Origin of the sequence: Micromonospora sp. NBS 11-29 (assembly GCF_002140155.1) — a bacterium.
GTDB lineage: Bacteria > Actinomycetota > Actinomycetes > Mycobacteriales > Micromonosporaceae > Micromonospora.
Genome location: NZ_NAPR01000003.1, coordinates 359,697 through 377,642 on the forward strand (window position 1 = coordinate 359,697; position 17,946 = coordinate 377,642).

The 17,946-nt window shown below is 73.8% G+C and carries 14 protein-coding genes and 2 pseudogenes; 8 read left to right on the plus strand and 8 right to left on the minus strand.

Annotated elements, in window-relative coordinates:
* Positions 1-16: 16 nt before the first annotated feature.
* On the plus strand, positions 17-1,744 hold the full coding sequence (locus B1205_RS02935; protein WP_089154182.1) for a DEAD/DEAH box helicase: 1,728 nt from the start codon (positions 17-19) through the stop codon (positions 1,742-1,744).
* A 76-nt stretch (positions 1,745-1,820) separates the two neighbouring features.
* On the opposite strand, the gene lon is transcribed toward B1205_RS02935, so the two are convergent.
* Positions 1,821-4,157, minus strand: a complete 2,337-nt coding sequence (lon, locus tag B1205_RS02940) for an endopeptidase La (protein WP_089154183.1) — start codon at positions 4,155-4,157, stop codon at positions 1,821-1,823.
* Between the two features lie 242 nt (positions 4,158-4,399).
* Here lon and B1205_RS02945 point away from each other — a divergent pair, with 242 nt between their 5' ends.
* Complete coding sequence (locus B1205_RS02945; protein ID WP_089154383.1) at positions 4,400-4,747, plus strand: histone-like nucleoid-structuring protein Lsr2; 348 nt, start codon at positions 4,400-4,402, stop codon at positions 4,745-4,747.
* A gap of 224 nt (positions 4,748-4,971) precedes the next feature.
* Here B1205_RS02945 and B1205_RS02950 read toward each other — a convergent pair whose 3' ends face one another.
* A complete protein-coding gene (locus tag B1205_RS02950) occupies positions 4,972-6,276 on the minus strand; it encodes a hypothetical protein (protein WP_089154184.1) in 1,305 nt (434 codons plus the stop codon).
* A 243-nt stretch (positions 6,277-6,519) separates the two neighbouring features.
* Positions 6,520-7,386, minus strand: a complete 867-nt coding sequence (locus B1205_RS02955) for a hypothetical protein (RefSeq protein ID WP_089154185.1) — start codon at positions 7,384-7,386, stop codon at positions 6,520-6,522.
* A gap of 114 nt (positions 7,387-7,500) precedes the next feature.
* Here B1205_RS02955 and B1205_RS02960 point away from each other — a divergent pair, with 114 nt between their 5' ends.
* The 4 genes and pseudogenes from B1205_RS02960 (at position 7,501) to B1205_RS02975 (ending at position 10,540) form a co-directional block, all read left to right on the plus strand.
* Positions 7,501-8,583 carry a DICT sensory domain-containing protein gene (locus B1205_RS02960; protein WP_089154186.1) on the plus strand — a complete coding sequence of 361 codons (1,083 nt, stop codon included), beginning with the start codon at positions 7,501-7,503 and terminating at the stop codon, positions 8,581-8,583.
* Positions 8,584-8,625: 42 nt separating this feature from the next.
* Entirely contained in the window at positions 8,626-9,342 is a 717-nt protein-coding gene (locus tag B1205_RS02965; RefSeq protein ID WP_089154187.1) for a helical backbone metal receptor, read from the plus strand.
* A 183-nt stretch (positions 9,343-9,525) separates the two neighbouring features.
* Positions 9,526-10,019 (plus strand): annotated as a pseudogene (locus B1205_RS02970) (hypothetical protein).
* A 152-nt stretch (positions 10,020-10,171) separates the two neighbouring features.
* Entirely contained in the window at positions 10,172-10,540 is a 369-nt protein-coding gene (locus tag B1205_RS02975) for an FKBP-type peptidyl-prolyl cis-trans isomerase (RefSeq protein ID WP_089154188.1), read from the plus strand.
* Positions 10,541-10,590: 50 nt separating this feature from the next.
* On the opposite strand, the gene B1205_RS02980 is transcribed toward B1205_RS02975, so the two are convergent.
* Positions 10,591-11,007, minus strand: a complete 417-nt coding sequence (locus B1205_RS02980) for an anti-sigma factor antagonist (protein WP_254909663.1) — start codon at positions 11,005-11,007, stop codon at positions 10,591-10,593.
* A 214-nt stretch (positions 11,008-11,221) separates the two neighbouring features.
* On the opposite strand from B1205_RS02980, the gene B1205_RS02985 reads away from it, so the two are divergent.
* Entirely contained in the window at positions 11,222-12,241 is a 1,020-nt protein-coding gene (locus tag B1205_RS02985; RefSeq protein WP_089154189.1) for an SMP-30/gluconolactonase/LRE family protein, read from the plus strand.
* Between the two features lie 23 nt (positions 12,242-12,264).
* On the opposite strand, the pseudogene B1205_RS02990 reads toward B1205_RS02985, so the two are convergent.
* From B1205_RS02990 to pdhA, 4 genes and pseudogenes are all read right to left on the minus strand, one after another.
* Positions 12,265-13,551 (minus strand): annotated as a pseudogene (locus B1205_RS02990) (Ig-like domain-containing protein); the annotation flags it as partial.
* A gap of 411 nt (positions 13,552-13,962) precedes the next feature.
* Complete coding sequence (locus B1205_RS02995) at positions 13,963-15,447, minus strand: dihydrolipoamide acetyltransferase family protein (RefSeq protein ID WP_441338433.1); 1,485 nt, start codon at positions 15,445-15,447, stop codon at positions 13,963-13,965.
* On the minus strand, positions 15,429-16,436 hold the full coding sequence (locus B1205_RS03000) for an alpha-ketoacid dehydrogenase subunit beta (RefSeq protein WP_089154190.1): 1,008 nt from the start codon (positions 16,434-16,436) through the stop codon (positions 15,429-15,431). Before B1205_RS03000 ends, B1205_RS02995 begins: the two co-directional genes overlap by 19 nt.
* Positions 16,436-17,641, minus strand: coding sequence for a pyruvate dehydrogenase (acetyl-transferring) E1 component subunit alpha (pdhA, locus tag B1205_RS03005; protein ID WP_176308411.1), 1,206 nt, complete (start codon positions 17,639-17,641; stop codon positions 16,436-16,438). The genes B1205_RS03000 and pdhA overlap by 1 nt, the downstream gene beginning before the upstream one ends.
* Before the next feature lie 72 nt (positions 17,642-17,713).
* On the opposite strand from pdhA, the gene B1205_RS30790 reads away from it, so the two are divergent.
* Positions 17,714-17,946: AsnC family transcriptional regulator (locus tag B1205_RS30790; RefSeq protein WP_441338434.1), on the plus strand; the 233-nt coding region annotated here is incomplete at its 3' end.

The window sequence follows — 17,946 nt, forward strand, 5'->3', positions numbered from 1 at the left end:
ATGAAAGGCTTGACACATGGACGCCGCACCGACCCCGACCGACCCCGCCATCCCCGCCGACGCCGAGGACACCGCCGCCTTCGCGGATCTCGGGCTGCGCGCCGAACTGCTGGGCGCGCTGACCAGCCTCGGCTACGAGGAGCCGACGCCGATCCAACGGGAGGCCATCCCGCCCCTGCTGGCCGGTCAGGACCTGCTGGGGCAGGCGGCCACCGGCACCGGTAAGACCGCCGCGTTCGCCCTGCCGCTGCTGCACCGGATGCCGGTGGGGCGCGCGGACGGCGACCCGGTGTCGCTGGTGCTGGTGCCGACGCGGGAGCTGGCCGTGCAGGTCTCCGAGGCGTTCCACCGCTACGGCAAGGACCTGGGCGCCCGGGTGCTGCCGATCTACGGCGGGCAGCCGATCGGCCGGCAGTTGCGGGCGCTCGACCACGGCGTGGACGTGGTCGTGGCGACGCCCGGCCGGGCGCTGGACCACATCGCCCGGGGCACGCTGCGGCTGGGCTCGCTGGCCACCGTGGTGCTCGACGAGGCGGACGAGATGCTCGACATGGGTTTCGCCGAGGACATCGAGGCGATCCTGGAGCACGCCCCCGCCGGCCGGCAGACGGTGCTCTTCTCGGCCACCATGCCGGCCCGGATCGACGGGCTGGCCCGCCAGCACCTGACCGACCCGGTGCGGATCCAGATCGAGCGCGAGCGACCGGTCGCCGGCGCGGCGCCCCGGGTGCGGCAGAGCGCGTACCTGGTGGCGCGGGCACACAAGCCGGCCGCGCTGGGCCGGGTGCTGGACGTGGAGTCGCCCACCGCGGCAATCGTGTTCTGCCGCAGCCGGGAGGAGGTGGACCGGCTCACCGAGACGATGAACGGCCGCGGCTACCGGGCCGAGGCGCTGCACGGTGGGATGAGCCAGGAGCAGCGGGACCGGGTGATGGGGCGGCTGCGCGCCGGCACCGCGGACCTGCTGGTCGCCACCGACGTGGCCGCCCGGGGGCTGGACGTCGAGCAGCTCACCCACGTGGTCAACTACGACGTGCCGTCGGCGCCGGAGTCGTACGTGCACCGGATCGGTCGGGTGGGCCGGGCCGGGCGGGAGGGCGTGGCGATCACCCTGGCCGAGCCGCGCGAGCATCGGATGCTCAAGACGATCGAGCGGGTCACCGGCCAGCGGATCGCGGTCGACAAGATCCCGACGGTCGCGGACCTGCGGACCCGGCGCTTCGAACTGACCCAGGCCGCGGTGCGGGAGTCGCTGCTGGAGGACGACCTGGAGCCGTTCCGGGCGATCGTCGAGTCGCTGACCGACGAGTTCGACCTGATGGAGGTCGCGCTCGCCGCGGTCCGGCTGGCGCACGAGGCCACCCTGCCCGGCACCGCCGACGAGGAGGAGATCCCGCAGGTCGCCGTCCGCCCGAACCGGGAGGCACGGCCCGGGTACGACAGCCGGGACCGACGCGGTGGCGGTGGCGGCGCCCGCGCCCGCGCCGGCGGCGCCACCACCCAGGTCTTCATCGGACTGGGCCGGCGGGCCGGGGTACGGCCGCAGGACCTGGTCGGCGCGATCACCGGGGAGACCCGGGTCAGCGGGCGGGACATCGGCTCGATCGAGATCGCGGACCGGTTCGCCCTGGTCGAGGTGCCGCAGGCGCTGGCGGACGAGGTGATCCAGGGCCTGCGCGGCAGCACCATCAAGGGCCGCAAGGCCACCGTCCGCCGGGACCGCGACGACACCGACCGGAGGTAAGGCGGGGCCCCTTCTTAACGCCTGAGGAGGTGGAAGGGGCCCCGCTTAACACGGAGCCCCTTCCGTTCACCTCACGCTAGGCGGCGGCGAGTGGCTGGCCGCCGAGCGTCTCCGCGTCGACGTCGGCCGGACGCAGCGCCAGCGCGAGCACGTCCGCCACGTCGGCCAGGGCGTGGACGGTCAGCGCCTCCCGGACCTCGGTCGGCAGGTCGTCCAGGTCCGGCTCGTTGCGCTTCGGGATGATCACCTCGGTGAGGCCGGCCCGGTGCGCCGCGAGCAGCTTCTGCTTCACCCCGCCGATGGGCAGCACCCGACCGGAGAGCGTCACCTCGCCGGTCATCCCGAACTCGGGCCGCACCGGCCGGCCGGTCACCAGGGAGGCCAGCGCGGTCACCATGGTGATGCCGGCGCTCGGCCCGTCCTTGGGCACCGCCCCCGCCGGGACGTGCAGGTGGATCCGCCGCCCGGCGAGGGCGTTCGGGTCCAGCCCGTACCGCCGGCCGTTCGCCCGCAGGTACGACCAGGCGATGTGCGCCGACTCCTTCATCACGTCCCCGAGCTGGCCGGTGAGGGTCAGCCCCGGCTCGCCCTCCATGCCGGTGGCCTCGATGAAGAGCACGTCACCACCGGCGCCGGTGACGGCCAGGCCGGTCGCCACGCCGGGAACCGCGGTGCGCTCGGCCGACTCCGGGGTGAACTTCGGCCGGCCCAGGTAACGGACCAGGTTGTCGGCGTCGACCCGGACCGGTGCCGAACCGGCGGCCAGCGCGACCGCGACCTTGCGCAGGATCTTGGCCAGGGCACGTTCGAGCTGCCGGACACCGGCCTCCCGGGTGTACTCCCCGGCGATCAGCGCCAGCGCCTCGTCGGCGACGGTCACGTCCTCCTCGGTCAGCCCGGCGCGCTCCCGCTGCCGCGGCAGCAGGTGGTCGCGGGCGATGGCGACCTTCTCGTCCTCGGTGTAGCCGTCCAGGGTGACCAGCTCCATCCGGTCCAGCAGCGGGCCCGGGACGGCCTCCACGACGTTGGCGGTGGCCAGGAACAGCACGTCGGACAGGTCCAGGTCGACTTCGAGGTAGTGGTCGCGGAAGGTGTGGTTCTGCGCGGGGTCGAGCACCTCCAGGAGGGCCGCCGCGGGGTCGCCGGCGTAGCCGACGGCCAGCTTGTCGACCTCGTCGAGGAGCACCACCGGGTTCATCGAGCCGGCCTCGCGCAGCGCCCGCACGATCCGGCCGGGCAGCGCGCCGACGTAGGTGCGCCGGTGCCCGCGGATCTCCGCCTCGTCCCGCACGCCGCCCAGTGACACGCGGACGAAGGTGCGTCCGAGCGCCCGGGCCACCGACTCGCCGAGACTTGTCTTGCCGACACCGGGCGGACCGGCCAGGGCCAGCACCGCGCCGGAGCCGCGACCGCCGACCACACCCAGGTTGCGCTCCGCCCGACGGTTACGCACCGCGAGGTACTCCAGGATGCGGTCCTTCACGTCGGCCAGGCCGGCGTGGTCGGCGTCGAGCACCGCGCGCGCCGCCGCCAGGTCCGTGTTGTCCTGGGTACGCGTGTTCCACGGCATCTCCAGCACCGTGTCCAGCCAGGTGCGGATCCAGCCCGCCTCGGGTGAGGCGTCACTGGCCCGCTCCAACTTGCCGACCTCACGCAGGGCCGCCTCGCGGACCTTCTCCGGTAGGTCGGCGGACTCGACCCGGGAGCGGTAGTCGGCGGAGCCGTCCGGCTCGTCCTCGCCGAGTTCCTTGCGGATCGCGGCGAGTTGCTGGCGGAGCAGGAACTCACGCTGGGACTTCTCCAGTCCCTCGCGGACGTCGCTGTTGATCTGCTCGGTGACCTCCTGCTCGGCCAGGTGTTCCCGGACCCAGCCGACCAGCAGTTCGAGCCGGGCGGCGACGTCCGGCGCGGCGAGCAGTTCGGTCTTCTGCGCCAGGCTGAGCCAGGGCGCGTAGCCGGCCGAGTCGGCCAGCTCGGACAGGTCGGTCATCCGTTCCATGGCGTCGATGACCTGCCAGGCGCCACGCTGCTGGAGCACCGACGTCATCAGCGCCCGGTACTCACGGGCGAGTTCCCGGGCCCGACCGGCCGGGGTGGGTTCGTCGAGCGTGGTCGCCTCGACCCAGAGCGCCGCGCCGGGACCGGGCACGCCGGAGCCGATGCGGGCGCGGGTGAGACCGCGCACCACGGCCGCCGGCTCGCCGCTGGGCAGCCGGCCCACCTTCTCGATGGTGGCGACCACGCCGACCGAGCCGTACTCCCCGTCGATGCGGGGCACGGCCAGGAGCTTCTTGTCACCGGTGGCGCGGGCCGCGTCGACCGCGGCCTGGGTGGTCGGGTCGAGGGTCACCGGGATGACCATCCCGGGCAGCAGGACGGCGTCGGTCAGGGGAAGTACCGGAAGAGTTGCCATCGAACACCTGCCATCACGTTGGTTGAGCGTGTCTGACTCAAGTAACAAACCGTTCCCCTTGTTCCGGCTTGTGACCCAGCCCACTCCCACTCCGGTGAGCAGCGCGGCCCCACGCCGCGCCCTATTGCGCCACCACGTTTTTCCGACCCACCGATTACCGAAGGGGCGGGTATTGTTGCGGAATTACCGCCAGGTAGGCCAAACTCTTAGCCACACCCCGCCCGACACAGGGAGCAATGGCGATGGCAAGGAAAGTAATCACCGTTCTGACCGACGACCTCGACGGCGGAAAGGCCGATCGGACCGTCGAGTTCAGCCTGGACGGCGTGGCATACACGATCGACGTCTCCGACGAGAACGCCGGTGTCCTGCGTAAGGCCCTCGACCCGTACATCAGCGCTGGCAGGCGGATCGGTCGTGGGCCGGTCGAGCCCGGTCGCACAGCTCGGCGGGCCACCCGGGCGAGCACCTCGGGAATGGACCGCGAGCAGAACCGCGCCATCCGCGAATGGGCGACCAAGAACGGCTACGAGATTTCCGAGCGGGGCCGCATCCCGGTCTCCGTGGTGGAGGCCTACAAGAACCGCTGAGCCCTCCCGGTTCACCGTCGGGCATCCCGGGGTCACGCTGAGAAATCAGCGTGGCCCCGTCGGCTTTCTTCAGGTCGACAATTTTCACTCCGACCGATCCCGTCGGCAGCAACTTTCCCTCCCGCCCGAGACGTGAACTCCTTGCTCAGCCGGGTGGGTGGAACGGCCGGAGCCGCCCGGGGGATGGTCCCGGGCGGCTCCGGTGGGGTCGGGCTGTGGGTGGGTCAGTTGACCTGGATGCGCACCACGTCGATGGCGGGGGTCTGGTTGGCCCGCTCCATCATCGGGATGCGGTGCGAGCCGTCACCGGCCCAGACCGAGCACTGGGCCAGACCTGACTCCGGCAGGCCCGGGATCTGGATCAGCACGTCGTCCGGCTGGGAACCACCCCGACCGTCCTCGGTGGCGACGAAGAAGGCGGGCACGTCCTGCGGGTTCGGGGGCTGCCGGGTGCTGCCGAGCATCCGGCACGCGGTGTGGAAGTGGCCGCGAACCAGACCCTGGTCGTTGAGCAGCGAACTCTCCAGGTAGTAACCGCCCTGCCCGGCGGCGAGGAAGCGGTCCCGCACCAGGTTCCTCGTGCTCACCCGGAGGGTGAACGGCTGGTTGCGCTGCACCTGGTTCGGGAACTGGGTGATCAGCAGCGACGGGTTGTTCGCCGCGGCGCCGACCTCACCGAAAGCGGTGCTCACGCACCGGTTGCCGTTCTGGAAACCGTCGTGCGCCTGGAGCCGGCTGTCCGTGCAGTCCTTGGCCAGCACGTTCAGCCCGTTGTTGCCACCGTTGTTCTGGCCGCCGCCGTTCTGACCGCCGTTGTTCCCGCCGGTCTGACCGCCGTTGTTGTTGCCGCCGGTCTGACCGCCGTTCTGACCACCGTTGTTGCCGCCGGTCTGGCCGCCGTTCTGACCACCGTTCTGCGCATTGTCGGCGAGGGCACACGGGGCCAGCTTCTCCAGGCCCTGCGGACGCTGTCCGCCCCGGCCGATGGCGGTGGCGATCCGGTTGATCGTCGCGGTCCGCTTGTCCGCCAGGGGACGGAGGATGGCGTTGTTGATGAAGTCCCCGCCGTTGCGGCCGTCCGCCGCGAGCCGCCGGTTCGCCTCGGCGATCTGGCTCTCCAGCAGGGCCAGGTTGCGGTCCACCTCGGCCCGCGCCCGGCCGGGCACCTGCGGCAGCTTGCCCTTGACGTCCGGGCAGGTCACGGTCGGTTTGCCGGCGCCGGCGCCACCGGCCCGGGTCTGCTGGCACTCGGCGGCCGACATCTGGCCGTCACCCCAGTGGTTGCGGACCCAGCGGCCGTTCTGCCAGGTCCGGGTGGTGCTGCCCTGGCTGTCCGGAGCGGTCGCGCCCGGGCTCGACGGCACGCACGACGCCGAGGCGACACGGGTGGTCCGCCGCTGGTCCTGAGCGGACGAGATCTGCGTGACGGCGACGATACCGCCGAAGACGGCGAGCGTGCCGACCACGGCCAGTACCCGCTTGCTCCGCGCGTTACCGGATGACCGGCGCGCCCGTGTGGACCTGCGCATCGAATTGCTCTCCTTCTCGATCCGGTAGTTGACTGGTGATCCCGGCGGACCGATGAATTCGGGGTGAGATCACTGCGACGCTCGGGTCGCGCGTCGGTGGTCGACGATGCCCTTTCCGCACCGTCTCCGCGCCGTCCGGGCGCGGCGGGGAACATCTACATCCATTCCCGCTTAGGTACGGAGCGCCGTCGGCGAAGGTTCAACCGGAGATCGGAAAAAAATCCGGGCGTGAACGGGACCGGTTCAGTCGACGCAGAGGTGCGCGAAGGCGAAGCCGCCGTCGAAGGACTCCCGGCGGGTGGCGAGGTCGCGCACCTGCTCGCGGACGTCGTCCCGGTCCACCAGGTACGCCCCGGCGGTGTCGAGGTCACGCAGCCGCTCCCCCAGCGCCATCGCGGCCAGATCCTCGACGAGCCGACCCGGATCGACGCCGCAGGACAGGCCCCGCGACGTCAGCCGCACCCGCTCCAGCAGGCAGCGACCGGGCCGCACCTCGACCCAGCCCCAGCCCTCCGCCGGGCCGCCCGTCCACCGCACATGCAGGCCCCGCACGATCGGGTCGGCCAGCCGGCCCGCCACGTACGCCTCGACCGCGTCGGCCCGGGCCAGCGCGCCGAGGTCGTTGACCGGTCCGCGCCGCCCGTCCGGCAACCGGCCCACGATGTCGCGGAAGCCGACCGTGTCCCCGGCCTCCGGGTCGGTGCCGGCCGCGTAGGCACGGGCGTCGACGACGTACTCGACGAACCGGCGGACCGCCTCGCCGCCACGGAGTGTCGGCGACTCGACCCGCAGCAGCGGCAGGCCCACGGCGGCGCAGACCGCGTCGGTCAGCCGTTCCGTCCGGCGGGCCGGCGAGCCGTCGGGCGTCGGCGCGGCGAATCGTGCGGCGAACTCGGGCAGGCCGGTGTCGGCGGCGCAGACCACCAGGTCGAGCACCGCTCGGCCGGCGGTGCTCCACTGACTGCCGGTGACCCCGGGCGGACGGCCCTGCACCAGCTCGCCGAGGCGCCGGTCGGCGTATCCGAGTCGACCGACGCGGGCGAGGCGAGGCGCGGCACCGGGTGCGATCGGCCGCAACCAGGAGGTGGCCACGCTGCCGGTGCTCGTCATCTCGCCACAATCCGTCCGTCGCTCGGTCGACGCCCGAGTGTAGGACGGCGCGGTGGACCGGAAGCCGCGGAGCCGGTCGGCGCGTCGCCGGGTGCGGCCCTCTAGGCTCTGCGCGTGCACAGCGGACGGACCCCCGAGCGGTTCACCAAACGCAGTCTCGTCGCCGTCTCCCACGCGATCGAACGGGCCGCGCTCGCCGAGGCCGAGGACGGCCCCCTGGTCGTGTTCGCGCTCTTCCAGCGGCTGCCCTACTTCGCCCGGGAGCGCGAGGTCTACCGGCAGATCGCCGGTCGGGCTTCCGCCACCGTGGTCGGCATGGTCGGCGGCCCACCCGCCGACCTGCCCGACCGGGTGTACCCGGTGATGCTGGACGAGGCGGAGGAGCTGGCCCGGGAGTGGAGCGTGGTGGCGTTGACCCCCCGCTTCGGCGCCGCCCTGGTGGCGTACGACCAGGGCGAGGTCGCGCCGGCCCCGACGCTGGAGGGAGGCCGGCTCTTCACCGGCCGCTGGGGGTTCCGCCGGGACGAGGCGCTGCACGAGGTGAGCCGGCTGCGGAAACAGCTCGCCGAGCGGCTGCCCGGACCGGCCCGGGCGGCGCTGGACGAGGCGGTGGCCCGGGTACGGGACATCCCGGCCGGGCCGGGCGAACCCCGGGCCGAGGCGGCGCTGCGGTTGCTGGCCCGGCGCGGCGACCGGAGCGCCCGACCGGTCGAGTCGAGCGACGGGATACTCGACGAGCCGGGCCTGCGCCGGTGGGCGGGGGTGGACGGGGTGACCGCCTCCGGCACCCTGCCGGTGGCGCTGGTCGGCCTGCGGGTGGACGAACCGGCCGGCTCGCCGGAACGCTTCGGTCGGCGCAGCGCCGCCCGCGAGGGTCAGGCCGTGCTCGCCGCGGTCACCGGCGTGTTGCGCCCGGTCGACCGGGCGGTCCGCGTCGCCGACAACGAGTTCCAGCTCGTGCTGCCGGCGCTCGGGGAGACGGAGGCGCTGGCCGTGGTGGGCCGCCTGCACGAGGCGATCAGCAAGCTGGCCCGGTCGTACCCGTTCGTCGCGTACACCGTGCACGCGGCCGTCGCGGTGACCGCCCGGCGGCCGTTGCCCACCGCGGACCTGCGGGCCGCCGTCCAGTGGGCGGTGCGCAAGGGCGTGCCCGTGGCGGGGCTGCCGCCGGAGCCCGCCGTGGTTCCGACGCCCTGACCGGTTTCGCGGGCGGATCAGACGGTACGGGGGGAGGACGGCGTGCGGGTGGTGTCGCTGGTGCCGTCGCTGACCGAGGCGGTCGCGGCGACCCGGCCGGAGGTGCTGGTCGGCGCGACCGACTGGTGCGTGCACCCGGCCGGGCTCGACGTCGCCCGGGTCGGCGGGACCAAATATCCCGATCTGGACCGGATCCTCGCCCTGGCGCCCGACCTGGTGCTGCTCAACGAGGAGGAGAACCGGCTCGCCGACGCGGAGGCGCTGCGCGCGGCCGGGGTGCCGTGCCGGGTCACCTTTCCGCGTACAGTGCCGCAGGCCCTGGACCAGCTCGGCGAGCTGGTCGCCGCGCTGGGGGCGCCGGCCGAGCCGCCGTGGCTGCGGGCGGCCCGGCGGGCCTGGGCCGCGCCGCCCGCGCCGGAGCGCGTCCGCACCGCGGTGGTGCCGGTCTGGCGGCGCCCCTGGGTGGTGCTGGGCCGGGACACGTTCGCCGGAGACGTGCTGCGCCGGCTCGGCGTGGTCAACGGCTGGTCCGGCGACGCGCAGCGTTATCCCCGCCCGGCGCTGGAGGAGCTGCGCGCCCGGGAGCCGGAGCTGGTGGTGCTGCCCGACGAGCCGTACCGGTTCACCGCCGACGACGGGCCGGAAGCCTTCCCGGGGGTGCCCTCGGTGCTGGTCTCCGGCCGGCACCTCACCTGGTACGGCCCCTCGCTGGCCGAGGCGCCGGCGCTGCTCTCCGCCCAGCTCGCCACCCCGGTCTGAGCGCCCACGGTCGCGGCGGACGCCGGCCGTCGGCGCGGCCGGGCAGGGCCGGCGGACCGGGACGGGACCTAGGACCCGGTCACGAGGGCACCGATCGGCCCTGCTGCCGGCCGTCCCCCGGCGGTGGAATGGGGATGCCACCTCCGAAGCGCGGTGCGAGGCACAGGAAGGGACGTGGAGACCATGACCGCGACAACCGAGCGGACCCCCGCCGCCACCATCGCTCCGGCGGCCGAGACCACCCGTCGGAAGGNGCCTTCCTCGACAAGGCGTTCGGCCTGGGACACGAGACCCCGGCCAAGAACGCCTGGATCAACGGCGGCAGCCCGACCAAGGGCTTCCTGGGCTTCGGCGTGGCCGGCCCGTTCGAGGGCATCTACCACGACATCGCCGGGGCGGCCTGGGCCGACTGGCTGTTCATGCTCGGCCTGCTCGGCATCGGGGTGGCGCTGATGCTCGGCATCGGCATCCGCATCGCCGCCGTCACCGGTGGACTGCTCCTGGTCCTGATGTGGACGGCCGTGCTGCCCCCGGAGAACAACCCCGTGATGGACGACCACCTCGTCTACGCGGGCCTGCTCGCCGGCCTGGCCCTGGTCGGCGCCGGCAACACCCTCGGCCTCGGCCGGGCCTGGGCGAAGCTCCCCCTCGTCCAGCGCCTCCCCTGGCTGAAGTGAGAGCAGGCCGGCCCCGGGGCGGGCGTCGCCGACAGGCGGCGGCCNGTCGTGTGACGGACGCCGGCACCGGTGCGGGGACCGGCGTGTATCGGCCGGTGGTGATCGGGCAGGATCGACCACGACCACACCGTCAGTACCGAGGAGAGCCGCTCATGGAGAAGCCCGAGGTTGGCCCGATCGACGGCGCGCCGCCCGCCGATCTCGTCGTCGAGGACCTCACGGTCGGCGACGGCCCGGAGGCCCGCGCCGGCCAGTTGGCCAGCGTGCACTACGTGGGCGTGGCCCACTCGACCGGCCGCGAGTTCGACGCCTCGTGGAACCGGGGTGAGACGTTCGAGTTCCCGCTCGGCGGCGGCCAGGTCATCGCCGGCTGGGACCAGGGCGTGATCGGCATGAAGGTCGGTGGCCGGCGTCGGCTGACCATCCCGCCGCACCTGGGCTACGGCGCCCGGGGCGCCGGCGGCGTCATCAAGCCGAACGAGACCCTGGTCTTCGTGGTGGACCTGCTCGGCGTGCGCTGAGCTCGTCGACACCGGGCCGTCGGCGCACGCCGGCGGCCCGGTGCGCGCGGTCAGGCCGCGGCGCAGGTCAGCAGCTCCCGCGCCCGGTGCCCGACATCGGTGTCGGTGTCGTCGAGCGGCAACGGTGCGCCACCGGGCCCGCGGCCCGACTCGCGAACCGGCAGGACCCGGTGCAGGCCGGTCACCCGCAGCACCCGGGCGACCACCGGGTCGGGGTCGACCAGCACCAGCTCGCCGCCCCGGGCCCGGGCCCGCAGGTGAGCGGCGACCAGCGCCCGCACCCCGGCGGCGGAGAGCAGCCGCACGCCGGACAGGTCGACGCGCATCACCGGCCGCGCCGGCGCCGCCCAGAGCGCGGCCCGGAACGCCGCCACGGTGGCGATGTCGATCTCACCGACCGGACGCAGCTCGACCACGCGATCGTGCACGTCCATTGCCACGTGGAAGCGGTCGCCGCTGTCAGCCATACCGCAAACCTACCCCCGCCCACCGACAGTTCCGGCCGGTCCGCGCGGGGGTTCCGGGTAGCACCCGGGTGCCGACCCCGAGCCGGCTCAGGGTCATCCCGCACCTGCTCACCGGCCTGCCCGCGCCTGGCCGCCGGCCTGCCCGCGGGTTCCCGACACGGAGACACGCCGGCACGGGCTCGCCCCTCGGGCCCGGCCGGGCGAGAATGAGCCGGTGGCCGTTCCCCGTCCGCGTGCGCCCCTGCTGATCCGGCCGGTCCGTGAGCCGGCGACGGTGCCGCCGCCGCTGGCCGGGCCCTGGGCCCCCACCGACACCCGGCTCGACCGGGCCGACCTGCTGCCGCTGCCCGAGGGTGGGCACGGGCCGGAGGACGTGGTGGTCGACGTCGCGGGCCGGGTGGTCAGCGGCGACGAGGACGGGCGGCTGTGGTGGTGGCCGGTGCACGCCCCGGCCGGCACCCGGCCCACGTTGCTCGCCGACACCGGCGGCCGGCCGCTCGGCATCGAACTGGACCCGGTCGACGGCGGCCTGCTGGTCTGCGACGCCTACCGGGGGCTGCTGCGCATCGACCCGGCCGGGGCGGTGCACGAGCTGACCGGCACCGCGCCGCCGGTGCACCTGGCCAACAACGCCGCGGTCGCCCGGGACGGCACGGTGTTCTTCACCGACTCGTCCGACCGGTTCCCGCTCTCGCACTGGAAGCGTGACCTGCTGGAGCACCGACCCAACGGCCGGGTGCTGGCGTACGACCGGCGGACCGGGCACACCGACGTGGTCGCGGACGGGTTCCACTTCCCCAACGGCCTGGCCCTCACTCCGGACGAGTCGGCGTTGATGCTGGTCGAGACCGCCACCCACCGGCTGCTCCGGGTGACCCTGGCGGACGGCCGGGCCACCGTGCTGACCGACCTGCCGGCGTACCCGGACAATCTCTCCCCGGTCGGCGACGGGACGTACTGGATCGCGCTGCCCAGCCCCCGCCTGCCGATCATGGAGCGGCTGCTGCCCCATCCCCGGGTGCGCCGGCTCGTCGCGCTGCTGCCGGGGGCGGTGCAGCCGCAGCCGCGCCGCTACGGGCTGGCCGCGCTGGTCGACGACGCGGGGCGGGTGCTGCGGACGCTGCACGGCCCCAGCGGGGCGTACCCGATGGTCACCGGCGTGCGGCAGCACGGCCGGCAGCTCTGGCTGGGCAGCCTGACCGCGACCGGCGTGGCCCGCGTCGACCTGGACTGAGACCGGCGCGGGGCCGGCCCGCGCGGACGCGGGCCGGCCCCCGNNNNGCTGTTGCTCCTGGTCGGGGTGGGGACGGGCGACGAACCGCCGGCCACCGCGCCCGGGTGCGGCGTCGGGCTCCGGGTGGGCTTCAACCCCGCCGGTACGGGCAGCGCGCTGCCCTTGGCGAACTCGTCCCAGCTGACGTTCCACGCGGTGAAGCCGTTGCCCGGCTGGAGCTTCACCTCGGTGCCCTTGACAGTCACCAGGTCGCCGACCTGGGTGACACCCATCAGCCAGTCCGCGCCGGCGGCCGAGACGTTGGTGCAGCCGTGCGAGGTGTTGTTGTAGCCCTGTTCCCCCTCCGACCAGGGCGCCGAGTGGATGAACTCGCCGCCCCAGGTCAGCCGCTGGGCGTCGTCCACGTCCACCACGTAGCCGCCGTCCGGCTCGCCCCGGGTGTCGAACGTGGTGTGCTCGTGCTTCTCCATGATCACCATGGTGCCGCTGGAACTCGGCGTGCTCGGCTTGCCCAGGCTGACCGGGAGCTTGCGGAGCACCTTGCCGTCGCGGTAGACCGTCATCTGCTTGGTGGTGTTGTCGATGTCGAGCGACACCTGCCGGCCCACCTGCGCGGCCGCCACCCGGTCGGCGTCGCCGACCGCCTCCTTGCCGATGGGCAGCCCCTCCAGCGCGCTGCGCACGCTGATCCTCGTGCCGGGTTGCCAGTGGTCGGGGGCCCGGTACTCGGCCTGCTTGCCGTCGGCCACCCACGACCAGGTGCCCGGCTGCGGCGGGTCGGTCTTCACGAACAACCGCCGCTGCACCTCCGCCCGCGCCCGCTCCGGAATCGGCGGGTCGAATCCGAGCACCACCGGCATGGCCGTCCCGTACGTCTGTTTGTCCTGGAAATACAATTCACTGGTGACGGCCGGTTTGGTGGATTTGGGCATCGTCGTGAACGTCGTCTTCTGCGTCGTGGTCCTACCGGCATCGCCGGTCGCGGTGACCTCGGCCGTGTATGTCCGGGAATTCGCCAACGGGCGGTCCGGCACCCAGCCGGATCCGTCCTCACGCGCCTGGGCCGGCACCGGACGACCCTTGTCGTCGGTCAGCTTCACCCCGGTCACCCGGCCGTTGCTGACCTTCGTACCCACCTCCGCGCTGATCGGCACGTCCCGGGCCCGGTCAGCCGGTGTCACCGTGACCGACGGTGGTGCCGCCTCGGCCCGCCTCGCCGCCGACTGCGGGCCTGCGGTGCACGCGCCGAGCGCCAACGGCCCGACCGCGACGGTCATCGCGAAAAGCGTCAGTCGCCGCCTCACAAACATCTGTCGCCCCCCATTTCCGCATCCCCTCGCCCACATTCTGTAGGCCCACCGTCATCGCGTGGCACCTTCGGCGGAATTGCTCGGAAAAGGCTGCGGGAAATTGGGCCGTCGACGGCCGGATCGGTAATGCCCCGCCCTGATCGTCCGGGTTCGCACCGCAGTGCTTCCGCCCCATTCGGCGGGCGGCGGGCGGGCGGCATGATCGACACCAGCACGCCGAAATGGCGGTCTCCCGGCAGGTTCGACCCCACCACTTCGCCGAACCGGCGGCCCACCCCGCGCCGCCTGCCGGGAAGCGCGTCCCACTCGACGGGACCGGCGGAGATCTTGGTAGCGGAGCGCCCCCATCGGGGCCGTCCCGTACCAAGATCTCCGCGCGATCGGGTCCGCTGGATGCGGGGCGGCGCCGGATCAGACGTTCGCGACCAGCAGGGCGGGCTGCTCGACGCAGTCGGCGACGTGGCGCAGGAAGCCACCCGCCACCCCGCCGTCGCAGACCCGGTGGTCGAAGGTGAGGCTGAGTTGAGTCACCTTCCGGACGGCGAGTTGCCCGTCCACCACCCACGGCTTGTCGACGATCCGGCCGACGCCGAGCAGCGCGGCCTCCGGGTGGTTGATGATCGGGGTGGAGCCGTCCACCCCGAACACGCCGTAGTTGTTGAGCGTGAACGTCCCGCCGGTCAGCCGGGCCGGCGGCAACGTGCCGGCCCGGGCCGCCGCCGTGGTCTCGGCGAGCGCGGCGGCCAGTTCGCCGGTGGTGAGCCGCTGGGCGTCGCGCAGCACCGGCACGACCAGACCGCGGTCGGTCTGCGCCGCGATGCCCAGGTGCACGCCGGCGGACTGGACGATCCGCTGACCCTCGGTGTCGACGCGCGCGTTGAGCTGCGGATACCTCCGCAGGCCGCTGAGGCAGATCCGGGCCAGCAGGGCCAGGACACCCACCGGCGCGTCCGGGCTGGCGGCGTTGATCGCGGCCCGGGTCTCCAGCAAGCGAGTGGCGTCCACGTCGACCCAGATGGTGACCTCGGGGATCTCCCGCCGGCTGCGGGAGAGCTTGTCGGCGATCACCTTGCGGATGCCGGTGAGCGGGACGATCACGTCGCCGTCGGCGGTCGGGGCGGGCCCGACGTGCGCGGCGGGGGCGTCCGGCACCGCCGCCGGCCGGGCCGCCGGAGCGCCGGTGGCCGACTCCACATCGGCGCGTCGGATCACGCCGCCCGGCCCGGTGCCGCGCAGCGACGCCAGGTCGACCCCGCGTTCCTTCGCCAGCCGCCGGACGATGGGCGAGATGACCAGCGGCGCGACGACAGCCGACCGGTCGGACGTCGTTGACGGGCCAGACGTGCCCGACGGACCGGGCACCACCGGCGAACCGGACGTCGCCGGCTGAGCGGCCGTCGACGGACCGGACGCCACCACGGCGGGCGGACCCGGCCGTGCCGGGGCGACGGACTCCGGGGCGGCGGACCCCGGGACGGCGGACCCCGGGACCGCGGACCCCGGGGCGGACGACAGGCGGGGGCGCCGGCGCCGCCGACCCGGGACGCCGTGCCCGGTGCCGTACCCGATCAGGACGTTGCCGGAGCCGGCCCGCTCCTCCTCGCGGTAGGTGGCGTGCGGGTCCGGGCCGTCGCCGCCGTCGAGCGGGGCGATGGTGATCAGCGGCTGGCCCACTGGGCGGGCCTCACCCGCCGCGCCGTGCAGGGCGACCACCCGGCCGGGGTACGGGCAGGGCACGTCGACCACGGCCTTGGCGGTCTCCACCTCGACCACGGTCTGGTCCACGGTGACCACGTCGCCGACCGCGACCCGCCACTCGACGATCTCCGCCTCGCTCAGCCCCTCGCCCAGGTCGGGCAGGAGGAAGTCGCGCGTGCTCATGCGGCCGTCACCCACTTGGCGTCGGGCTGGTCGTCCCACTGCAACCGGGCCACAGTGTCCAGAACCCGGTCCACCGAGGGCAGGTGGGTGTGCTCCAGCATCGGCGCCGGGTACGGGATGTCCAGCCCGGAGACCCGCAGCACCGGCGCGTGCAGCGCGTGGAAGCAGCGTTCCTGCACCCGGGCGGCGATCTCCGCGCCGACGCCGGCGAAGCCCTGCGCCTCCTGGATCACCACGCACCGGCCGGTGCGGCGTACCGAGGCGGTGACGGTGGCGTCGTCGAACGGCACGATGCTGCGCACGTCGACCACCTCCAGGTCCCAGCCCTCCTCGCGGGCCGCCTCCGCGGCCGCCAGCGCGACCGGCACCGCCGGCCCGTACGCGACCAGCGTGGCGTCGGTGCCGGGGCGACGTACCACGGCGGTGCCGATCGGCGCGGTGCGCGCCGGCAGCTCCGCCTCGGCGCTGCCGAAGTAGAGCTTCTTGGGCTCCAGGAACACCACCGGGTCCGGGTCGTCGATCGCGGCGCGCAACAGCGAGTACGCGTCGTCGACGGTGGCCGGGGTGACCACCTTCAAGCCGGGGGTGTGCGCGTAGTAGGCCTCGGACGAGTCGCAGTGGTGCTCCACGCCGCCGATGCCACCCGCGTAGGGCACCCGGATGACGATCGGCACGCTCAGTGCGCCCCGGGTGCGGTTGCGCAGCTTCGCCACGTGCGAGGCGATCTGCTCGAACGCCGGGTACGCGAACGCGTCGAACTGCAACTCCACCACCGGCCGCAGCCCGGACATGGCCATCCCGACCGCGAAGCCGACGATGCCGGCCTCGGCGAGCGGGGTGTCGAAGCAGCGCTTGTCGCCGAAGCGGGCCTGCAACCCGTCGGTGATCCGGAAGACGCCGCCGAGCTGGCCGACGTCCTCACCGAAGACGACCACCCGCTCGTCGTCGAGCATCGCGTCGGCGAGCGCGGCGTTGAGCGCCTTCGCCATGGTCGTGGCGGCCATCAGGCGTCCCCCTCCGCGTCGCGCTCGGCGGCCAGCTCGGCGCGGACCAGCTCCCGCTGTTCGAGGAGTTGCGGCGTCGGTTCGGCGTAGACGTGGTCGAACAGGCTCAGCGGGTCGACGGTGGGCTGGGAGTCCATCCGCCGGCGCAGCGCGGCGGCGTACTCCTCGGCCTCCTCCGCGACCGCGGCGACGGCGGCGTCGTCCAGCACGCCCCTGGCGCGCAGGTACGCCTCCAGGCGGGCGATCGGGTCGCGGTCACGCCACGCCTCGACCTCGTCGGCGTCGCGGTAGCGGGTCTGGTCGTCGGCGTTGGTGTGGGGTTCCATCCGGTAGGTGTGCGCCTCGATCAGGTACGGGCCCTTCCCGGCGCGGGCGTGGGCCACCGCGCGGTCGAGCACCGCCAGCACGGCCACCGGGTCGTTGCCGTCGACCTGCTCGCTGGGTACGCCGTAGCCGACACCCTTGTAGGCCAGGCTCGGCGCGGCGGTCTGCCGGGACAGCGGCACGCTGATCGCGTACTTGTTGTTCTGCACCAGGAACACGACCGGCGCTTTGAACACGGCGGCGAAGTTGATCCCCTCGTGGAAGTCGCCCTCGCTGGTGGCGCCGTCGCCGATGAACGTGAGCGCCACGGTGTCGCGGCCCTGGTACGACTCGCCGTAGGCCAGGCCGGCGGCGTGCACGCACTGGGTGGCCAGCGGCGTGCACTGCGGGGCGGTGTGCGTGGCGGCCGGGTCGTACCCGCAGTGCCAGTCACCGCGCAGCAGGGTGAGCACCTCGACCGGGTCGAGGCCCCGCGCGGTCAGCGCCATGGACTCCCGGTAGGTGGGGAAGACCCAGTCGGTGTCGCGCAGCGCAAGCACGCCGCCGATTTGGCAGGCCTCCTGGCCGCGGGCGGACGGGTAGACGGCCAGGCGACCCTGCTTGGTCAGCGCGGTGGCCTGCACGTCGAAGCGGCGGCCGACGACCATCCGCCGGTACATCTCCCGCAGCGTCTCGACCGGCGGCTCGGGGTAGTCGTCGCGGGGCGGCAGCGGGGTGCCGTCCGGGTCGAGCAGCCGGACCGGCTCGGGCTGTGGCAGCAGGCCGGCCGACGGGTCGGGGACGGCCGGGGTGGCCTTCCGGCGGGTGCGCGGGGATGCCCTGCGGACCGCCTGGGGTGTGGTCGTCACGGCGGGGACCTCCTGGACGTGTGGTGGGCCTATGGTCCTGCTGTTGGATGATTGACTCAACATCCGGGATGAAGGCGAGACGAATGGCATGGGGAGGCGGGCGAGGTGAGCCAGGAGACCGGCACCACACCGGGCGGGGCGGGCGGAACGGGACGTTCGGTCGGGCCGCTCGACGAGGTCGACCGGCGGATCCTGGGTGAGCTGGTCGCCGACGCCCGGCTCTCCATCCGGACGCTGGCCGAGCGGGTGCACGTCTCGCGGACCAACGCGTACGCCCGGGTGGAGCGGCTGCTGCGCGACGGCGTGCTGACCGGGTTCACCGCCCGGGTCGCGCCGGA

Coding starts and splice junctions, on each gene's coding strand:
- B1205_RS02935 (WP_089154182.1), top strand. CDS start 17: ATGGACGCCGCACCGACCCCGACCGACCCCGCCATCCCCGCCGACGCC.
- lon (WP_089154183.1), bottom strand. CDS start 4,157: ATGGCAACTCTTCCGGTACTTCCCCTGACCGACGCCGTCCTGCTGCCC.
- B1205_RS02945 (WP_089154383.1), top strand. CDS start 4,400: ATGGCAAGGAAAGTAATCACCGTTCTGACCGACGACCTCGACGGCGGA.
- B1205_RS02950 (WP_089154184.1), bottom strand. CDS start 6,276: ATGCGCAGGTCCACACGGGCGCGCCGGTCATCCGGTAACGCGCGGAGC.
- B1205_RS02955 (WP_089154185.1), bottom strand. CDS start 7,386: ATGACGAGCACCGGCAGCGTGGCCACCTCCTGGTTGCGGCCGATCGCA.
- B1205_RS02975 (WP_089154188.1), top strand. CDS start 10,172: ATGGAGAAGCCCGAGGTTGGCCCGATCGACGGCGCGCCGCCCGCCGAT.
- B1205_RS02980 (WP_254909663.1), bottom strand. CDS start 11,007: ATGGCTGACAGCGGCGACCGCTTCCACGTGGCAATGGACGTGCACGAT.
- B1205_RS03000 (WP_089154190.1), bottom strand. CDS start 16,436: ATGGCCGCCACGACCATGGCGAAGGCGCTCAACGCCGCGCTCGCCGAC.